The organism is Streptomyces sp. 11x1, assembly GCF_032598905.1.
Classification (GTDB): Bacteria; Actinomycetota; Actinomycetes; order Streptomycetales; family Streptomycetaceae; genus Streptomyces.
Genome location: NZ_CP122458.1, coordinates 9,549,071 through 9,564,362 on the forward strand (window position 1 = coordinate 9,549,071; position 15,292 = coordinate 9,564,362).

Sequence of the window (15,292 nt, forward strand, 5' to 3'; positions counted from 1 at the left end):
TCACACACATGAGCGTCGGCGAGGCACCACGACTCGTGGCACCGATCGCCGTCCTGCTCGTGACAATGACGTGTACGGCACGTCTTCGGGCGCCAGAGAGGTCACATGCCGCCCATTTCCGGCATCGACCCCTCAAGTCCGGGCAGCAGCCCGTCCTGGAACGGCGCGAGCGCGGCCAGCACGAGAAACGCAACACCCACCACCCGGGCGAGCAGCGGGCCACGGGACCACAGCTTCTCGACGAAGATCACCACGGCCAGTCCGGCCATGGCTGCCACGTTCATCACGCCGAGCGGAACGAGGACGACCATCAGTCCCGCGCAGCAGCCGACACAGTAGGCGCCGTGATGGACGCCCACTCGCAGGTCGCGGGCCGGCTGCCGGAAACCGGCGTAGCGCACCAGGTGGCTCATGGGGTCGCGACAGTGCCGTAGGCAGACATGCTTGAGGGGGCCGAGCTGGTACAGGCCCGCGAGCAGGAAGGCCACCGCGCCGATCCAGCGTCCGGCGGTCGGATGGTCGTCGACCAGGCTGCCGGTGAGGGCCAGGGCCGCGTAGGCGAGTAGTCCGAAGGTGGTCCAGACCAGCAGATACCCGCCCGCGAACTCGACTGTACGTATGGTCCGCGTCCAGCCGGAGGACTGCCGGCCGATCCCGCGCACCCATGTGATGGCCACCGGCGCCATGGACGGCAGCATCATCGCCGCCATCATCGTCACCCACAGCAGCAGGAACAGCGGCAGCGCCATCCCCATCGTGCCGGGCTCGACCCCCATCTCCCGGGCCTGCCCGACTGTAAGCGTCCAGGCGGGCGCCGCGATCAGGACGACCAGGAACCAGGCGGCCGCGAGGTCCCGCTTCGGCAGCAGGCCGCCGCCCGCTCCGGTCGGCGCGGGCGACCGGGCGGATACGAACGCGGAAGTCCGGCTGTGACGCATCGGCATGTACTCCTGCGGCTTGGTTCCAGGACAGCACAAGTCCCGGGGTAGTGCGACCTCACGTACCCCCTGACCGAGCACACAGGCCGACGCGGGCACAATCCGAGGCCCTGTCCACCTGGCTGTGCGCGGGGGCCGACCCGGTTGAGGTCGCCCAGCGGGCCGGTAACAGCGTCGGGGTCCTGTTGTCCCGGTACGCGAAGTGCCTCTACGACCGGCAGTCCATCAACAACCAGCGCATCGAAGGGCTCTTGAGAGCCTACGACCAGCCACCGAGTCGGACGAGCAGCGCCGGAATGAGCGGAGGACGACTGCGGGCGGCTGTACATCTCTGCACTGGTCCGCGGTCAGGGCTGTGGGGCGCTGCCCATCTCAGCGGTGAAGCCCACGGGGTCGCTGTCGAACCCGCGGACCGTCTCGTGGAACTCCCACACTCCGGAGGCGTGCCGGGTGAACTCCGCAACCGTTGCCGCGGTGGATTCGGAGACCTGCGCGAAGTCATCCTTCAGTAGTTCCGTGTACCCCTCGACAACCAGCACTCCGGCGTTCGATAGGTCACCGAAGGTCTTGGGGCCGCTGTTCTGGTGGATCGCCACGCCCACGACGACCCGTGCGAAGGAGGAAGCGAGGCGATCGAGTTCGAGGGCCATCACTTCGACGTAGCCGAAGCCCTGGCCGGTCTGGCTGTGCCGGCTCATGCGGACAGTGGCTCGGTGCGCGAGGTGCACTCCCTCAAGCGCCGCGCGGCTACCGCGACCCGGCCTGTGCCCATCCCGCCGCAGTTCGTACGCATGCTCCATGCGCACATCGAACGCTTCGGCGTGACGCCGGACGGCCGACTGTTCCGGAACCAGGCCGGCAACTACGTGGACGCAGCTGCATATGGCACAACGTGGGCGCGGGCGCGGAAGTACGTCCTGACCCGTACAGAACTCGCCTCCAAGCTGGCCAAGCGGCCCTACGATCTCCGGCATGCCGGGATCTCGTTCTGGCTGTACTCCGGTGTGGACCCGGCCGAGTGCGCTCGCCGCGCGGGCCAGAGCATTGAGGTCCTCTTCCGCCACTACGCCAAGTTCCTGGACGGCGTCCGCGAGCAGGCCAACCGCCTCATCGAGCAGTCCATGCAGGAGTGGGACCGCGTCAGCCAGAGCGCGGAGCCTGAAGGGTGAGTCGGGGTTTGGTCCGTGACTGGTCCGGAAGTACTGGTCAGGAGCGGGACAGCGGTGGGAGGACCTGGGAGTTGTGACGTAGGTCGTTCCTTGCTCTGGGGCGACCGAGGGTAAGGCGCCTGGCGGGCAAAAGCCCAGTTCAGGCGCCTTTTTTCGTGCCTCTAGAAGAAGCCCAGCTTCTTCGGCGAGTACGAGACGAGGAGGTTCTTGGTCTGCTGGTAGTGATCCAGCATCATCTTGTGCGTTTCGCGACCGATGCCCGACCCCTTGTAGCCGCCGAACGCGGCGTGCGCCGGGTAGGCGTGGTAGCAGTTCGTCCAGACGCGGCCCGCCTGGATGGAACGGCCCGCGCGATAGGCCGTGTTGGTGTCCCGCGTCCAGACTCCCGCGCCCAGCCCGTACAGCGTGTCGTTGGCGATCTTGATGGCGTCGTCGAAGTCGTCGAACGAGGTCACGGAGACGACTGGACCGAAGATCTCTTCCTGGAAGATCCGCATACGGTTGTCACCCTCGAAGATCGTCGGCTGGACGTAGAAACCGCCCTGCAACTCGCCGTCGTGCTCGATGCGTTCCCCGCCGGTCAGAACCTTGGCACCCTCCTGCCGCCCGATGTCCAGATAGGAGAGGATCTTCTCCAACTGGTCGTTGGAGGCCTGAGCGCCGATCATGGTGTCGGTGTCCAGCGGGTGCCCGGTCTTGATCTGCTCGGTGCGGGCGACGGCCGCCTCCATGAACTCGGCGTAGTTGCCGCGCTGCACCAGCGCCCGCGACGGACAGGTGCACACCTCACCCTGGTTGAGCGCGAACATCGTGAAGCCTTCGAGCGCCTTGTCGCGGAAGTCGTCATTCGCCGACCACACGTCGTCGAAGAAGATGTTCGGCGACTTGCCACCGAGTTCGAGCGTCACCGGCGTGATGTTCTCCGAGGCGTACTGCATGATCAGACGCCCCGTCGTCGTCTCACCCGTGAACGCCACCTTCGCCACCCGCGGACTCGACGCCAGCGGCTTGCCCGCCTCCACCCCGAACCCGTTGACGATGTTCACCACACCCGGCGGCAGCAGATCAGCCACCAGGCTCATCCAGACGTGAATGGACGCCGGGGTCTGCTCGGCCGGCTTGAGCACGACCGCGTTGCCCGCCGCCAGGGCGGGCGCGAGCTTCCAGGTCGCCATGAGGATCGGGAAGTTCCACGGGATGATCTGGGCGACCACACCCAGCGGCTCATGGAAGTGGTACGCCACCGTGTCATCATCGAGCTCCGACAGCGAACCCTCCTGCGTGCGGATCGCCCCCGCGAAGTACCGGAAGTGGTCGATGGCGAGGGGGATGTCCGCGGCCAGCGTCTCCCGCACCGGCTTGCCGTTCTCCCAGCTCTCCGCGACCGCCAGCTGCTCCAGGTTCGCCTCCATCCGGTCGGCGATCTTCCGCAGGACGTCCGAACGCTCGGTCACGGACGTGCGCCCCCAGCCGGGCGCGGCCGCGTGCGCCGCGTCCAACGCGCGCTCCACGTCCTCGCTCGTACCCCGCGCGACCTCGGTGAACGGCAGCCCGTTCACCGGACTCGGGTTCTCGAAGTACTGACCGCGCGCCGGCGGCACGTACTCACCCCCGATGAAGTGGTCGTAGCGCGCCTCATAGGAGACGACCGCGCCATCCGTACCGGGTGCTGCGAAACGGGTCATGAATACCTGCCTCCCGAGAAGCGCCACCCGCCGTTGGGGCGGCTCTCGCGAGGAGGCTAGAAACCGGAATGTTGCAACGACGTTGCGCCCCCGCCCCGCCCCGCCCCGCCCCGCCCCGCCGGCCCGAACGTCCCCTACTGCCGCCGAGGCCGGGGCCGAGGGCGCGCCCACGACGTCGGCACCGACAGCTCCGACTCCAACTCGCGCAGCCGGGACCGTACGGCCGGTGTGGGGCGTACGGCTGCCAGCACCCGCCACACCTCCAGGTCGTCCTCGCCCCAGGGGGCGTGCGCCCAGTCCGCCAGAAGGTCGGGGTCATGCCCGGCTATGAGCGCCGTGCGCAGCCCGTCGGCGAGCCTGCGCCGCAGCCGGACGACGGCCGGCGCCTGCGAGCCCGGCAGCAGCGGGCCCGCGTACGCCGACGCGGCCGCCGTCACCGCACCCGTCTCCAGTCTCCGTTCCACCACCGCCACGTCGGACTCGAGGGGGACCATCAGCCGGTACGGCCGTGACCCCAGCAACCCCGGCCCGAGGAGACGGCGCAGCCGCGCCAGCTCGGCCCGCAACGTCACCGGCGTCACAGACTCGTCCTCGTACAGTGCGCAGAGCAGCTCGTCGCCGGACAGGCCCTCCGGATGGCGGGCGAGCAGCACCAGGATCTCGCTGTGCCGACGGCTGAGCCTGATCTTCCGCCCTCGGACCAGGAGTTGGGCCTCGTCCCGGCCCAGCGCGGCCAGTTCGAGCGCGTCCGCCGACGCCCGGGGCGGGGTGAGCAGGGCGAGCTGGGACTCGGCGGCCCGCGCGACCGCCTGCACGAACCCCAGGCTGTGCGGATGCGCGAGGCCGTCACCGCCGGTGATGTCGACCGCACCGAGCACCCGTCCGGTTCGTGGATCGTGCACCGGCGCCGCCGCGCACGTCCACGGCTGCACCCGCCGTATGAAGTGCTCGGCCGCGAACACCTGCACGGGCCGGTCCACGGCCACCGCGGTGCCCGGAGCGTTCGTCCCGACGGCGGACTCCGCCCAGCGCGCACCCGGTACGAAGTTCATCCGGTCGGCCCGTCGTCTGGTCGCCGCGTCCCCCTCGACCCACAGCAGCCTGCCCTGCGCGTCGCAGACGGCCAGCAGATGCTCGCCGTCCGACGCGAACGTGCCCAGCAGCTCGCGCACCAACGGCATCACCCGGGACAGCGGATGCTCGGCGCGATAGGAACCGAGGTCGCCGTCCGTCAGTTCCACCCGGGCGGTGCCCTCCGGTCCGACACCCGCCTTCGCCGAACGCCGCCACGAGTCAGCCACCACAGCACGCACCGGCAGAGCCACCGTGCCCCGCTGCGTGAACGCCTCATGCGCGCGACGCAGCACCCGCACCCGCTGGACGGGATCGGCTCCCGGCTCCAGAGCCACCCAAGGATCGGTCAACTCGGCCTCCCGGACACGTGCGCACGGCTGCAACCCATCGTCACCGCCGGACCCGCACCCCGACAAGCCGCGCGCTTCGGCAATGTCAGGCGGCGACGACCAGGCGTATGTAGCGGTCCCAGTCCCAGTTCGGCCCCGGATCGGTGTGGTCGGTGCCCGGGACCTCGTAGTGGCCGATGATGTGGGCGCGGTCCTTCGGGACGCCGTGCCTGTCGCAGATCGCGGCGGTGAGCGCCGCGGACTGCTCGTACATGGCGGAGGTGAAGTACTCGGGGCGGTCGATCCAGCCCTCGTGCTCGATGCCTATGCTCCGCGCGTTGTAGTCCCAGTTGCCGGCGTGCCAGGCGATGTCGCGTTCCCGGACGCACTGGGTGACCCGTCCGTCGGCCGACCGGAGCAGGTAGTGCGCGGAGACCTGCTTCGCCGGGTTCCAGAAGACGGGCACCGTGTTCTTGTACGTGGTCTGCGTGACATGGATGATCACCAAGTCGATGGAGCGGCCGGACGGTCGGTCGGCCACGGTGTAGTTGGCCGCGCTCGCCGGCTCCCACAGGGCGGGCGTGTGGTCGAGGTGGGGCGACTGGGCGCCGGCCCGCGGGCTGGGGAGCAGCGCATAGGGGATCGCGGCGAGGGCGGCGCCCCGCAGCAGCCGCCGCCTGCTCGGCAACGGCCTGGCTCGCTCCATGTGGCTCTGCCTCTCCGGTCGGTGGGTGGTCCTTGTGCTTGTGCTTTGCTGGTCGACTCGCATCCGTACTCGAAGACGCAGTCGCACGTCGAACGGCTGCGCCTCACGTGGATCACGGTACGGCGAATCCCGGTCGGGCCGATCGAGCGGGTGGATACCGGTGGAAAACCGGCGAGTTGTGGATAACTCCATCACCCGACAGAGGGAACGAGTGGCGCCGCGCTACGGGCGCATCCCGGCCGTCCTACGACCGCACCCCGGCCGTCGCCGGATCGTCCAGCACCCCACGCACCACCGAGTGGGCCGCACCCAGCAGTGGGCCTTCCGGGCCCAGCCGGGACACGGTCACGGAACACGCCGGACCGGCCGTGCGCCGAGCCAACTCCCGTTCCAGCGAGGGCAGCAGCCAGGGTGCGAGGGCGGCCAGGGCGCCTCCCAGCACCACGGTCCGCGGGTCCAGCAGATTCACCGCGCCGGTCAGCGCCACACCGAGCGCGGCGCCGGCGCCACGCAGAGCCCGGTGCACATCCTTGTCGCCGGCCGCCGCCCGCTCGGCGAGGAACTCGACGCGGTGTTCGCCCGGTTCCAGCCCGGCCGCCCGAAGCACGGCCTCCTCACCGGCATACTGCTCCAGGCAGCCGCGTCCACCGCACGCGCAGTCGGGGCCCTCCGGCCGGACGGGGACGTGCCCCAACTCGCCCGCGAATCCTCGTGTCCCGCGAAGCAGCCGGCCGTCCACGACGACCGCGCCGCCGATGCCGATCTCCGCGGAGACGTGCAGGAAGTCGGACGGTGTGCCGTCCCCGAGCCAGAGTTCCGCGAGTCCACCGAAGTTGGCCTCGTTGTCCACGGTCACCGGCAGACCGGCGGGCAACAGGGCGCCCAGATCCGTGTCGTGCCAGTCGAGGTTGGGGGCACGGACCACCGTGCGGGCGTCGCTCGCCACCAGCCCGGGCACGGCGACCGCCAGCCCCGCGGGCCACAGGCCCTCGCCCTCCGCCTCGGCGACGACCCCTCGCACCAGCTCGGTCAGCTCGTCGATGACCGGCTCGGGCGCCCGGCCGCGGTTGGTGCCGTGCCGCACCGCCCGAACCCGCACCTCGCCCCGCAGATCCACGGCGCAGACCGCCAGGTGGTCGACACCGATCTCCGCGCCGATACCTGCGGGGCCGCGTCCGCTGAGGGCGAGCGCCGAGCCGGGCCGTCCGACCCGTCCCGGACGCTCAGGGCCCAGTTCCTCCAGGAGTCCCGCACGGATCAGCTCGTCCACCAGCGTCGACACGGCGGCCCGGGTCAGTCCGATGTGAGAGGCGACGGCGGCCCGGGACAGCGGCCCCTCGGCGTTGACGGTGTGCATGACGCGGGAGAGATTGCGGCGCCGCATGCCCTGCTGGTTGTCGGGCAGGCGGCGGCCGGGGCCGCTCGGGCGGGTTTCGTGCAGTGGTGCGGTCATGCCTCCCTCGGCTCCCGTCGGTGCGTCCCGGTGGATGTCCCTGTGCGCCTTCCTGTCCGTGCTCCGTAGATCATGCCGGAATCAGATTTTCCCACTCGGGACACCCCCTCGCCGGTCAGTCGCTGTCCGGTCCGTGATTCAGCAGCGGCGCCGCGTCGGACAGCACCCGGGAGATCCTGGCGAGCGTCTCCTCGTCCCGCTCCACGGCCTCCAGCACCGGCCCCCGGGTGGTGTCCCAGCGGCCGGCCACCGCGGCCGGGTCCTCGCCGGTGAGCAGCCCGGCGGCCTGTGCGGCGGCGCCCAGGGCGACCAGTTCCTTCGCCTCGGGGACCTGCACGGCACGCCCCGACAGGCGCCGCACGGTCTGCTGCCAGGCGGTGCCCCGCGCGCCCCCGCCGATGAGCAGCAGCGGTGCGGAGGTGTCCGCGTCGGAGTCGAGCACCAGGTCCAGGGCGCCGAGCAGGGAGTGGACGGCTCCGTCGTACGCGGCCTGCAGCAGCTGCCCGCCGGTCGTGTCGTGGCGCAGCCCGTGCAACAGACCCGAGGCGTGCGGCAGCGCCGGGGTGCGTTCGCCGTCCAGGTAGGGCAGGAGGGTGACGTTCGTGCCGGGCTCCACGGCATCGCGGTCGAGGCCCAGCAGGGTGGCGACCCGGTCGACCGCCTGGGTGCAGTTCAGGGTGCAGGCCAGCGGCAGCCAGTCCCCGTGCGCGTCGGCGAAGCCAGCCACCGTGCCGGTGGGATCCGCCGGGCGGTGCCTGGAGACGGCGTACACCGTGCCGGAGGTGCCGAGGCTCAGCACCGGGGTGCCGGGGCGCAGCCCGAGCCCCAGCGCGGCGGCCGCGTTGTCCCCCGTACCGGCGGCGACCAGCGTCCCCTTGGCGAACGGCAGCTCATGGGCGTCCCGTACGGTCCCGGCGACCTCGCCCGGCCGGACCACACGGGGCAGCAGTGCCGGGTCCAGCCCGACATGGGCGAGCACCTCGGCGTCGTACTGCTCCGTCGCCGACGCCCACCACCCCGTACCGGAGGCGTCGCCGCGATCGGTCGTGCCCTGGCCGGTGAGACGCTCGGTGAGATAGTCGTGCGGCAGGCGCACGGCGGCGGTCGCACGGACGGCTTCGGGCTCGTTCTCCGCCAGCCAGGCCCACTTCGTCACGGTGAAGGACGGCCCCGGCACACTGCCGGCGCGCTCCGCCCATGCCTTCGCGCCGCCCAGTTCCTCGACCAGACGGGCCGCCTGCGGCGCGGAGCGCACGTCGTTCCACAGCAGCGCCGGACGCACCGGCTCGCCCCGGGCGTCGAGGGTGACGAGGCCGTGCTGCTGACCGCCGACGGACACCGCCGAGGCCTCGTGCGCCGCCTCCCCGCACTGGCGCAGCGCCTCGCACAGCGCGTCCCACCACTGGCGGGGGTCGCTCTCCCGGCCGGCACCGGAGGACACGGTGTGCGGCGCCTGCCCGCTCGCCACGACCCGGCCGGTCGCCGCGTCGACGACCAGGGCCTTGGTGGACTGTGTGGACGAGTCCACACCGACGACGAGCGGACCCTCGGCAGCTGACATCGGGCTCTCCTTCTCACGCGGCTCATGACCGCCGCTGACGCGGCTGACGTCTCCGTCCGGCGACACCTTGTCTTCCCGGAGACGCGTCCGCATACTAATTTGTAAATCGCCATGACGAAATAGTCGGAGCGCAAGGAGCCGCGGCATGAACTACCAACCCACTCCCGACGACAGGTTCACCTTCGGCCTGTGGACCGTCGGATGGCAGGGCAGGGACCCGTTCGGCGACGCCACGCGGCGCGCCCTCGACCCGGTCGAGTCGGTGCAGCGTCTGGCGGAGCTCGGCGCCTACGGTGTGACCTTCCACGACGACGACCTGATCCCCTTCGGGTCCTCGGACAGTGAGCGCGAGGAGCACGTCAAGCGCTTCCGCGCGGCCCTGGACACCACTGGCCTGACCGTGCCCATGGCCACCACCAACCTCTTCACGCACCCCGTCTTCAAGGACGGCGCGTTCACCGCCAACGACCGCGACGTCCGCCGCTACGCGCTGCGCAAGACGATCCGCAACATCGACCTGGCGGTCGAGCTCGGCGCCAAGATCTACGTCGCCTGGGGCGGCCGCGAGGGCGCCGAGTCCGGCGCCGCCAAGGACGTCCGGGACGCGCTCGACCGCATGAAGGAGGCGTTCGACCTCCTCGGCGAGTACGTCACGTCCCAGGGCTACGACCTGAAGTTCGCGATCGAGCCCAAGCCGAACGAGCCGCGCGGCGACATCCTGCTCCCCACCGTCGGCCACGCCCTGGCCTTCATCGAGCGCCTGGAGCGCCCGGAGCTCTACGGCGTCAACCCCGAGGTCGGCCATGAGCAGATGGCCGGGCTGAACTTCCCGCACGGCATCGCACAGGCCCTGTGGGCCGGCAAGCTCTTCCACATCGACCTCAACGGCCAGTCCGGTATCAAGTACGACCAGGACCTCCGCTTCGGCGCGGGCGACCTGCGCTCCGCGTTCTGGCTGGTCGACCTGCTGGAGAGCGCAGGTTACGCGGGGCCGAAGCACTTCGACTTCAAGCCGCCGCGCACCGAGGACTTCGACGGTGTGTGGGCGTCGGCCGCGGGCTGCATGCGCAACTACCTCATCCTCAAGGAGCGTGCGGCCGCCTTCCGCGCCGACCCGGCGGTCCAGGAGGCGCTGCGTGCCGCGCGCCTGGACCAGCTGGCCCAGCCCACGGCCGCCGACGGACTGCAGGCGCTGCTCGCGGACCGGACGGCCTTCGAGGAGTTCGACGCCGAGGCCGCCGCCGCGCGCGGCATGGCCTTCGAGCAGCTCGACCAGCTGGCGATGGACCACCTGCTGGGTGCGCGCGGCTGATCGTGTCGCTCGATCCGGCCGGACCTGTTTCGGCCGGCTCTGCGCCTCCTCCGGCCGGTCTCTGCGCGGAATTCTTCGGAATCATGCGGTCCATGGCATGAGTCCGTAGCAACTCCCGCGCGGGGCTCGCGCCTTGGCCGTTTCGCGGCGACTCTGGACGGTATGGGCCTGCCTACCCCACCGTCCCAGCCGCCGCGACCGCCGGATGGCACACCGCCGTCGAACGGCGGAGGATTCGGGCCCCCGCCAGGGGGCTACGGTCCGCCGCCGGGCGATCCGACCGGAGGCGGAGGTGGCTGGCAGCCCCCGAGTCAGGGCGGGGGCTGGCAGTCATCCGATCCGCCCGGTGGACCCTCGTCCGACGGGCGCCGCAGGCTCGTGCTCGTCGCGCTGGCCGTGATCATCACCCTCGGCGCCGTCCTCGCCGTGGTGCTGGTGGCCGCCAGGGGCGGGGGACCGGCGAACGACGAGCCGTCGGGCGGTACCGGTGGCGGTACCACCCCCTCGCCGACCCCGTCGCTGAGCCTCCCGTCAGGGCTGCCCAGTGATCTTCCGACAGGGCTGCCCAGTGATCTTCCGACGCTGCCCTCGGGCTTCCCCAGCGATCTGCCCAGCGGGTTCCCGACGGGGCTGCCCAGCGACCTGGACTCACTTTTCCCGGACCCGGTCGGCCACACCGGCTGACGGGTCGCTCTCGGGCATCAGCCGGGGGGTTCGCCGACGACCGACGCCAGAGCCGTCGCCGGATCATGGGCCGCCGGGCCCGCCGGTGCCCAGCAGCCCCGCTCCTTGCGGTAGGGCCACCAACGGCCGTCCCGCCCGAGGCGCAGCTGGGCGGACCCGCCCACGACGGTCCAACGGTTGTGCGCGGACCGCAGCGACGGCCGCTCGCCCTCGTCCCACGCCGTCTCCAGGGCGGCACGCGCGCGTGCGAGCGGCTCCGCCGGTACGTGCCACTCCTCGTCCAGTACGGCGAGACCCGCCGCCCCGCCGTACCGCCAGGCGCGGACGGCGAGCGCCAGTCCTTCCCGGCCGCGCCCCGAACCGTCGCCGAGCCGTGCTTCGATGCCTGGCCCCGGGCCGTCGGCGGCCAGCCGCACCACGTCCTGGTCGAACGTCAACTCGTCGTCCAGGGGCTGCCGCTCGTGACCGGGACGGAAGGCCTCGGTCAGCAACCGGTGTGCCTCCCGGGCCGTCTGCGCCGCCAGGAACTCGAGCGCCGCCGGGTCCAGTTCCGGCGCGGGCCCGATCTCGGTGTCCAGGGAGGGCGGCAGGCCGGGCTCCACCGGCGGCCGGGGCGGCTCGGGGAGCGGAGGCAGGATGTCACCCGCCGCGAAGGCCTCGGCGGCGTCCACGTCGTCCCCGTGATCGTCCGCGAGGCTGCTCCCGAGGTCGCTGGACACCTTCTCACCGTCCGCGGCGGTCGCGGTTCCGCGCAGGTGGATTTCGTCCAGCAGCGCACGTTCGGCACGGCCGCGCATCAACAGCAGGACGAACGGGTCCTGATCCAGCAGGCGGGCCACCTGGTAGCAGAGCGCTGCGGTGTGTCCGCAGTGGTCCCAGGCACCGCAGTCGCACGCGGCCTCCAGATCGCCGAGTCCGGGCAGCAGTTCGACACCGGCCGTCGCGGCGTCCTCGACCAGATGCGGCGGCATCTCACGGTCGAGCAGGGCGGCCACGTGCCCGGCCTGCTCGACCGCCATGTCCAGAAAGCGGTCCCAGTGCTCCCCGGAAAGCTCCTGCAGCAGGACGTCGGCACGGTGGCCGCTGCCGTCGCGGTCTTGGACGACCGCGGTGACGCGCCCGGCGCGCACCGACACCGCGCCCACGGCCCCCGCCCGAGCCAGCCGGCGCCCCGCCTTCACCTGCTCCCCGTCCAGCGCCGCGTCCTCGAGCGCCCGCAACCAGGCCCGGCCCCACCACGTCCGTGCGAAACCGGCGCCCCGTGCGGGAGCCAGTGCGGCGAAGGTGCGCTCCTCGTCATGTCCCGTGCGTTCCGTCATCGCGCGTCCCCTCGGAGCTCCACCAGATCGGCCAGTTCGGCGTCGGACAGCTCGGTCGGCGCCGTGTCGCCCGCGCCCAGCACCGCGTCGGCCAACTCCCGCTTGCGCAGCAGCATGTCCGCGATGCGGTCCTCGATCGTGCCCTCCGCGATCAACCGGTGCACCTGCACCGGCCGCGTCTGTCCGATGCGGTACGCCCGGTCCGTGGCCTGCGCCTCGACGGCGGGGTTCCACCAGCGGTCGTAGTGCACGACGTGCTCGGCCCGTGTCAGGTTCAGACCCGTGCCGGCCGCCTTCAACGACAGCAGGAAGACGGGCACCTCGCCCTCCTGGAAGCGCTCCACCATCTCCTCGCGCTCGGGTACCGGTGTCCCGCCGTGCAGGAAGCGGGTGGGCACCCCGCGCGCCGCCAGATGACGTTCCAGCAGCCGGGCCATCCGGACGTACTGAGTGAAGACCAGAACGCTCGCCCCTTCGGACAGTATGGTGTCCAACAGTTCGTCCAGCAGCTCCAACTTTCCCGACCTGCCCGGGATCCGCGGCCTGTCTTCCTTGAGGAACTGGGCGGGGTGGTTGCAGATCTGTTTGAGCCCGGTCAGCAGCTTCACGATCAGACCGCGCCGTTCCATGCCGTCGGCGGCGGCGATCTCCGCCATGGTCTCGCGCACCAACGCCTCGTACAGGCCCACCTGTTCCCTGGTGAGCGACACGGCACGGTCGGTCTCGGTCTTCGGCGGCAGTTCCGGCGCGATGCCCGGGTCCGACTTGCGGCGGCGCAGCAGGAAGGGCCGTACGAGCCGGGAGAGCCGCTCCGCGGCGGCGGGATTCCGGGCGCCTTCGACGGCCTGCGCGTACCTGGTGCGGAAGGTGCCGAGGCGGCCCAGGAGACCAGGAGCGGTCCAGTCGAGGATCGCCCACAGCTCGGACAGGTTGTTCTCCACCGGGGTGCCGGTGAGCGCCACGCGTGCGCGTGCCCCGATGGTGCGCAGTTCCCGTGCCGTGGCCGAGTAGGGGTTCTTCAGGTGTTGCGCCTCGTCCGCCACGACCAGGCCCCAGGGCACGTGGCCGAGTCGGGTCGCGTCCAGCCGCATGGTGCCGTATGTGGTGAGGACGAACTCCCCGTCGGCGAGTCCGTCGAGACCGCGCCGGGATCCGTGGAAGCGGCGCACCGGCACGCCTGGCGCGAACTTCTCGATCTCGCGCTGCCAGTTGCCCATCAAAGAGGCCGGACAGACCACGAGGGTGGGGCCGGCGGACGAGGCGTCGGACTGCCGGTGCAGATGCAGAGCGATGAGGGTGATCGTCTTGCCAAGGCCCATGTCGTCGGCGAGACAGCCGCCGAGCCCGAGGGAGGTCATCCGGGCCAGCCAGTCGAGCCCTCGCAATTGGTAGTCCCGGAGCGTCGCGGCGAGCGCGGACGGCTGTCCGACCGAGGCCTGTCCCTCGGGGTCCGACAGTCTTTCCCGCAGTGTCGCCAGCCACCCGGTGGGCAGGACGTCGACCATCCGGCCTTCGACCTCCGTCGAGCCCGTCAGGGCGGCACCGAGCGCGTCGACGGGCGCCACCTTGCGGTCCTGCCGCGCGCGGGCGTGGCGGATCTCCGCCGGATCCACCAGGACCCACTTGTCGCGCAGTCGCACCATGGGGCGGTTCGCCTCAGCGAGAACGTCGAGTTCCTGGCGGCTGAGCTGCTCATCGCCGAGTGTGAACCGCCAGTCGAAGGCGAGCAGTGCGTCGGCGGACAGGTACGACGGGGTGTCCGACGCGTTGCGGGCAGGGCCCTGCTCGTCGGCCGGTGGGCCGATGACCGCGCGGGCGGTCAAACCGCGGGCCAGTTCCCTGGGCCAATGCACCTCGACACCGGCCGTCGCCAGCAGCCGGGCTCCCTTGCCGAGCAGTTCGGTGATCTCCTCGTCGGCGATCTCCACCGCGTCCGGTACCGCCGCCGACAGCAGTGGACCGAGCGGAGCCCAGGCGCGGGCGGCCCGGCGCAGTGCCAGCAGGGCGTCCGTCCGCGCGCGCGGGCCGAAGGCGGTGGCGTCGGCCCACACCGCGGAGGCGTCCGCGACGAGCGCCGGATCGCTCACGCTGTGCAGCTGGGGGACGACACGGAACACCGGCTGCGTCCCGGCCGGATCGTCGGCGCGGAGCGAGTCGAGCCCGGGAATCTCGACGCGCAGCGACACGCGGACCCCGGCGTCGTGCCCGGCGGCCACGTCCGTCGCCCAGGCGCGCAGTTCGGGAACGGATCGAGGCTCACGGGCGGCGAAGGCAGAGCCGCCCGCCGCGAGGCTCGCGGCGGGGGAGCGGGGCAGAGAGTCCACGACGGCGTCGAGGAACGCGCGCAGCAGCCGCTCCGGATCGGGCAGCCGGGCCGGCTCGCCGTGGTCCACGGGCAGGGCGTACGCCTCGGGCGGCATCGCCGCGGCCAGGTCCCTGACCCGGTCCAGGTCCTCCGCCCGCAGCGGCCCCGCCCGCCAGGCGTCGTGCCCGTTCGAGGTGACGCCGGGCAACAGCAGGCCTCGCGCGGCGAACTGGAGCGCCAGCAGGGCGGCGGCGCCCCAGAAGGCCGTCGACCGGTGGACACCGATGGTGCCACGCGCGCGCGTGAGCACCGGCAGCGCGGCGTGCACCGGCAGCGACACGACGGGCACCGTGACCCGTCGGACTCCGGGGCCGCCGGGCCGGACGAGCGGCAGCTTCCCTTCGGAGCCGTGGGCGACCCGGGGTGGTGTCGCGCCGTCCGGCCGCCAGAAGGCGACGAGGCCGGTGCGGGCGGGGTCCGGGGCCACGAAGACGGCGCTGCAACGGGCCAGTTCGGACACTTCGGGAAGGGTTGCCACGGGGGTCGGCGGCACAGAGATGCTGGACTCCTCAAATTTGACTACCTAGCCAGGATCGCCGACCATACCTCACTTCAAACCTTCGCCTGGCGCTGGAGGGGGTGATGTGGGTCACTTTTCCCGTTGGGTGGCGAGGGCATCACAGGGTTGTACGGGGGTTCGACTCAGGGACGTGTCAGGGTCGTGGTCCGGAACCGCAGGGAGTCCGATCCCGTTTTC

11 protein-coding genes and 2 pseudogenes are annotated in these 15,292 nt (G+C 71.5%); 4 read left to right on the forward strand and 9 right to left on the reverse strand.

Translation table 11 applies throughout. The features are described 5' to 3' along the window. Window positions 1-101: 101 nt before the first annotated feature. Entirely contained in the window at window positions 102-938 is an 837-nt protein-coding gene (locus tag P8T65_RS41930) for a DUF2182 domain-containing protein (protein ID WP_316730692.1), read from the reverse strand. A gap of 104 nt (window positions 939-1,042) precedes the next feature. On the opposite strand from P8T65_RS41930, the pseudogene P8T65_RS41935 reads away from it, so the two are divergent. Then, a pseudogene (locus tag P8T65_RS41935) lies at window positions 1,043-1,204 on the forward strand (site-specific integrase); the annotation flags it as partial. 81 nt (window positions 1,205-1,285) lie between these two features. Here P8T65_RS41935 and P8T65_RS41940 read toward each other — a convergent pair. Next, window positions 1,286-1,645: pseudogene (locus P8T65_RS41940) on the reverse strand (TerD family protein); the annotation flags it as partial. Window positions 1,646-1,651: 6 nt separating this feature from the next. On the opposite strand from P8T65_RS41940, the gene P8T65_RS41945 reads away from it, so the two are divergent. Further along, a complete protein-coding gene (locus P8T65_RS41945; RefSeq protein WP_316731975.1) occupies window positions 1,652-2,107 on the forward strand; it encodes a hypothetical protein in 456 nt (151 codons plus the stop codon). 161 nt (window positions 2,108-2,268) lie between these two features. Here P8T65_RS41945 and P8T65_RS41950 read toward each other — a convergent pair whose 3' ends face one another. The 5 genes from P8T65_RS41950 to xylB form a co-directional block, all read right to left on the reverse strand. Next, window positions 2,269-3,792 carry an aldehyde dehydrogenase family protein gene (locus tag P8T65_RS41950; RefSeq protein WP_316730693.1) on the reverse strand — a complete coding sequence of 508 codons (1,524 nt, stop codon included), beginning with the start codon at window positions 3,790-3,792 and terminating at the stop codon, window positions 2,269-2,271. A 134-nt stretch (window positions 3,793-3,926) separates the two neighbouring features. Further along, window positions 3,927-5,216 carry a GAF domain-containing protein gene (locus tag P8T65_RS41955; RefSeq protein WP_316730695.1) on the reverse strand — a complete coding sequence of 430 codons (1,290 nt, stop codon included), beginning with the start codon at window positions 5,214-5,216 and terminating at the stop codon, window positions 3,927-3,929. Window positions 5,217-5,301: 85 nt separating this feature from the next. Further along, window positions 5,302-5,901 (reverse strand): N-acetylmuramoyl-L-alanine amidase, encoded by a 600-nt coding sequence (locus P8T65_RS41960; protein WP_316730696.1) that lies wholly within the window; start codon window positions 5,899-5,901, stop codon window positions 5,302-5,304. A gap of 244 nt (window positions 5,902-6,145) precedes the next feature. Further along, window positions 6,146-7,354 carry an ROK family transcriptional regulator gene (locus P8T65_RS41965; protein WP_316730698.1) on the reverse strand — a complete coding sequence of 403 codons (1,209 nt, stop codon included), beginning with the start codon at window positions 7,352-7,354 and terminating at the stop codon, window positions 6,146-6,148. Window positions 7,355-7,469: 115 nt separating this feature from the next. Beyond that, window positions 7,470-8,915, reverse strand: a complete 1,446-nt coding sequence (gene xylB, locus P8T65_RS41970) for a xylulokinase (protein ID WP_316730700.1) — start codon at window positions 8,913-8,915, stop codon at window positions 7,470-7,472. 145 nt (window positions 8,916-9,060) lie between these two features. Between xylB and xylA the strand changes: the two genes are divergently transcribed. Both xylA and P8T65_RS41980 read left to right on the forward strand, forming a co-directional pair. Next, window positions 9,061-10,227, forward strand: a complete 1,167-nt coding sequence (gene xylA, locus P8T65_RS41975; protein ID WP_316730702.1) for a xylose isomerase — start codon at window positions 9,061-9,063, stop codon at window positions 10,225-10,227. Window positions 10,228-10,605: 378 nt separating this feature from the next. Next, window positions 10,606-10,911: a hypothetical protein gene (locus tag P8T65_RS41980; RefSeq protein WP_316730704.1), complete on the forward strand. Its 306-nt coding sequence runs from the start codon at window positions 10,606-10,608 to the stop codon at window positions 10,909-10,911. 17 nt (window positions 10,912-10,928) lie between these two features. On the opposite strand, the gene P8T65_RS41985 is transcribed toward P8T65_RS41980, so the two are convergent. Together P8T65_RS41985 and P8T65_RS41990 are read right to left on the reverse strand one after the other, a co-directional pair. Beyond that, window positions 10,929-12,230 carry an SWF or SNF family helicase gene (locus P8T65_RS41985; RefSeq protein WP_316730706.1) on the reverse strand — a complete coding sequence of 434 codons (1,302 nt, stop codon included), beginning with the start codon at window positions 12,228-12,230 and terminating at the stop codon, window positions 10,929-10,931. Beyond that, complete coding sequence (locus tag P8T65_RS41990; RefSeq protein ID WP_316730707.1) at window positions 12,227-15,088, reverse strand: DEAD/DEAH box helicase; 2,862 nt, start codon at window positions 15,086-15,088, stop codon at window positions 12,227-12,229. Before P8T65_RS41990 ends, P8T65_RS41985 begins: the two co-directional genes overlap by 4 nt. Window positions 15,089-15,292 lie beyond the last annotated feature (204 nt).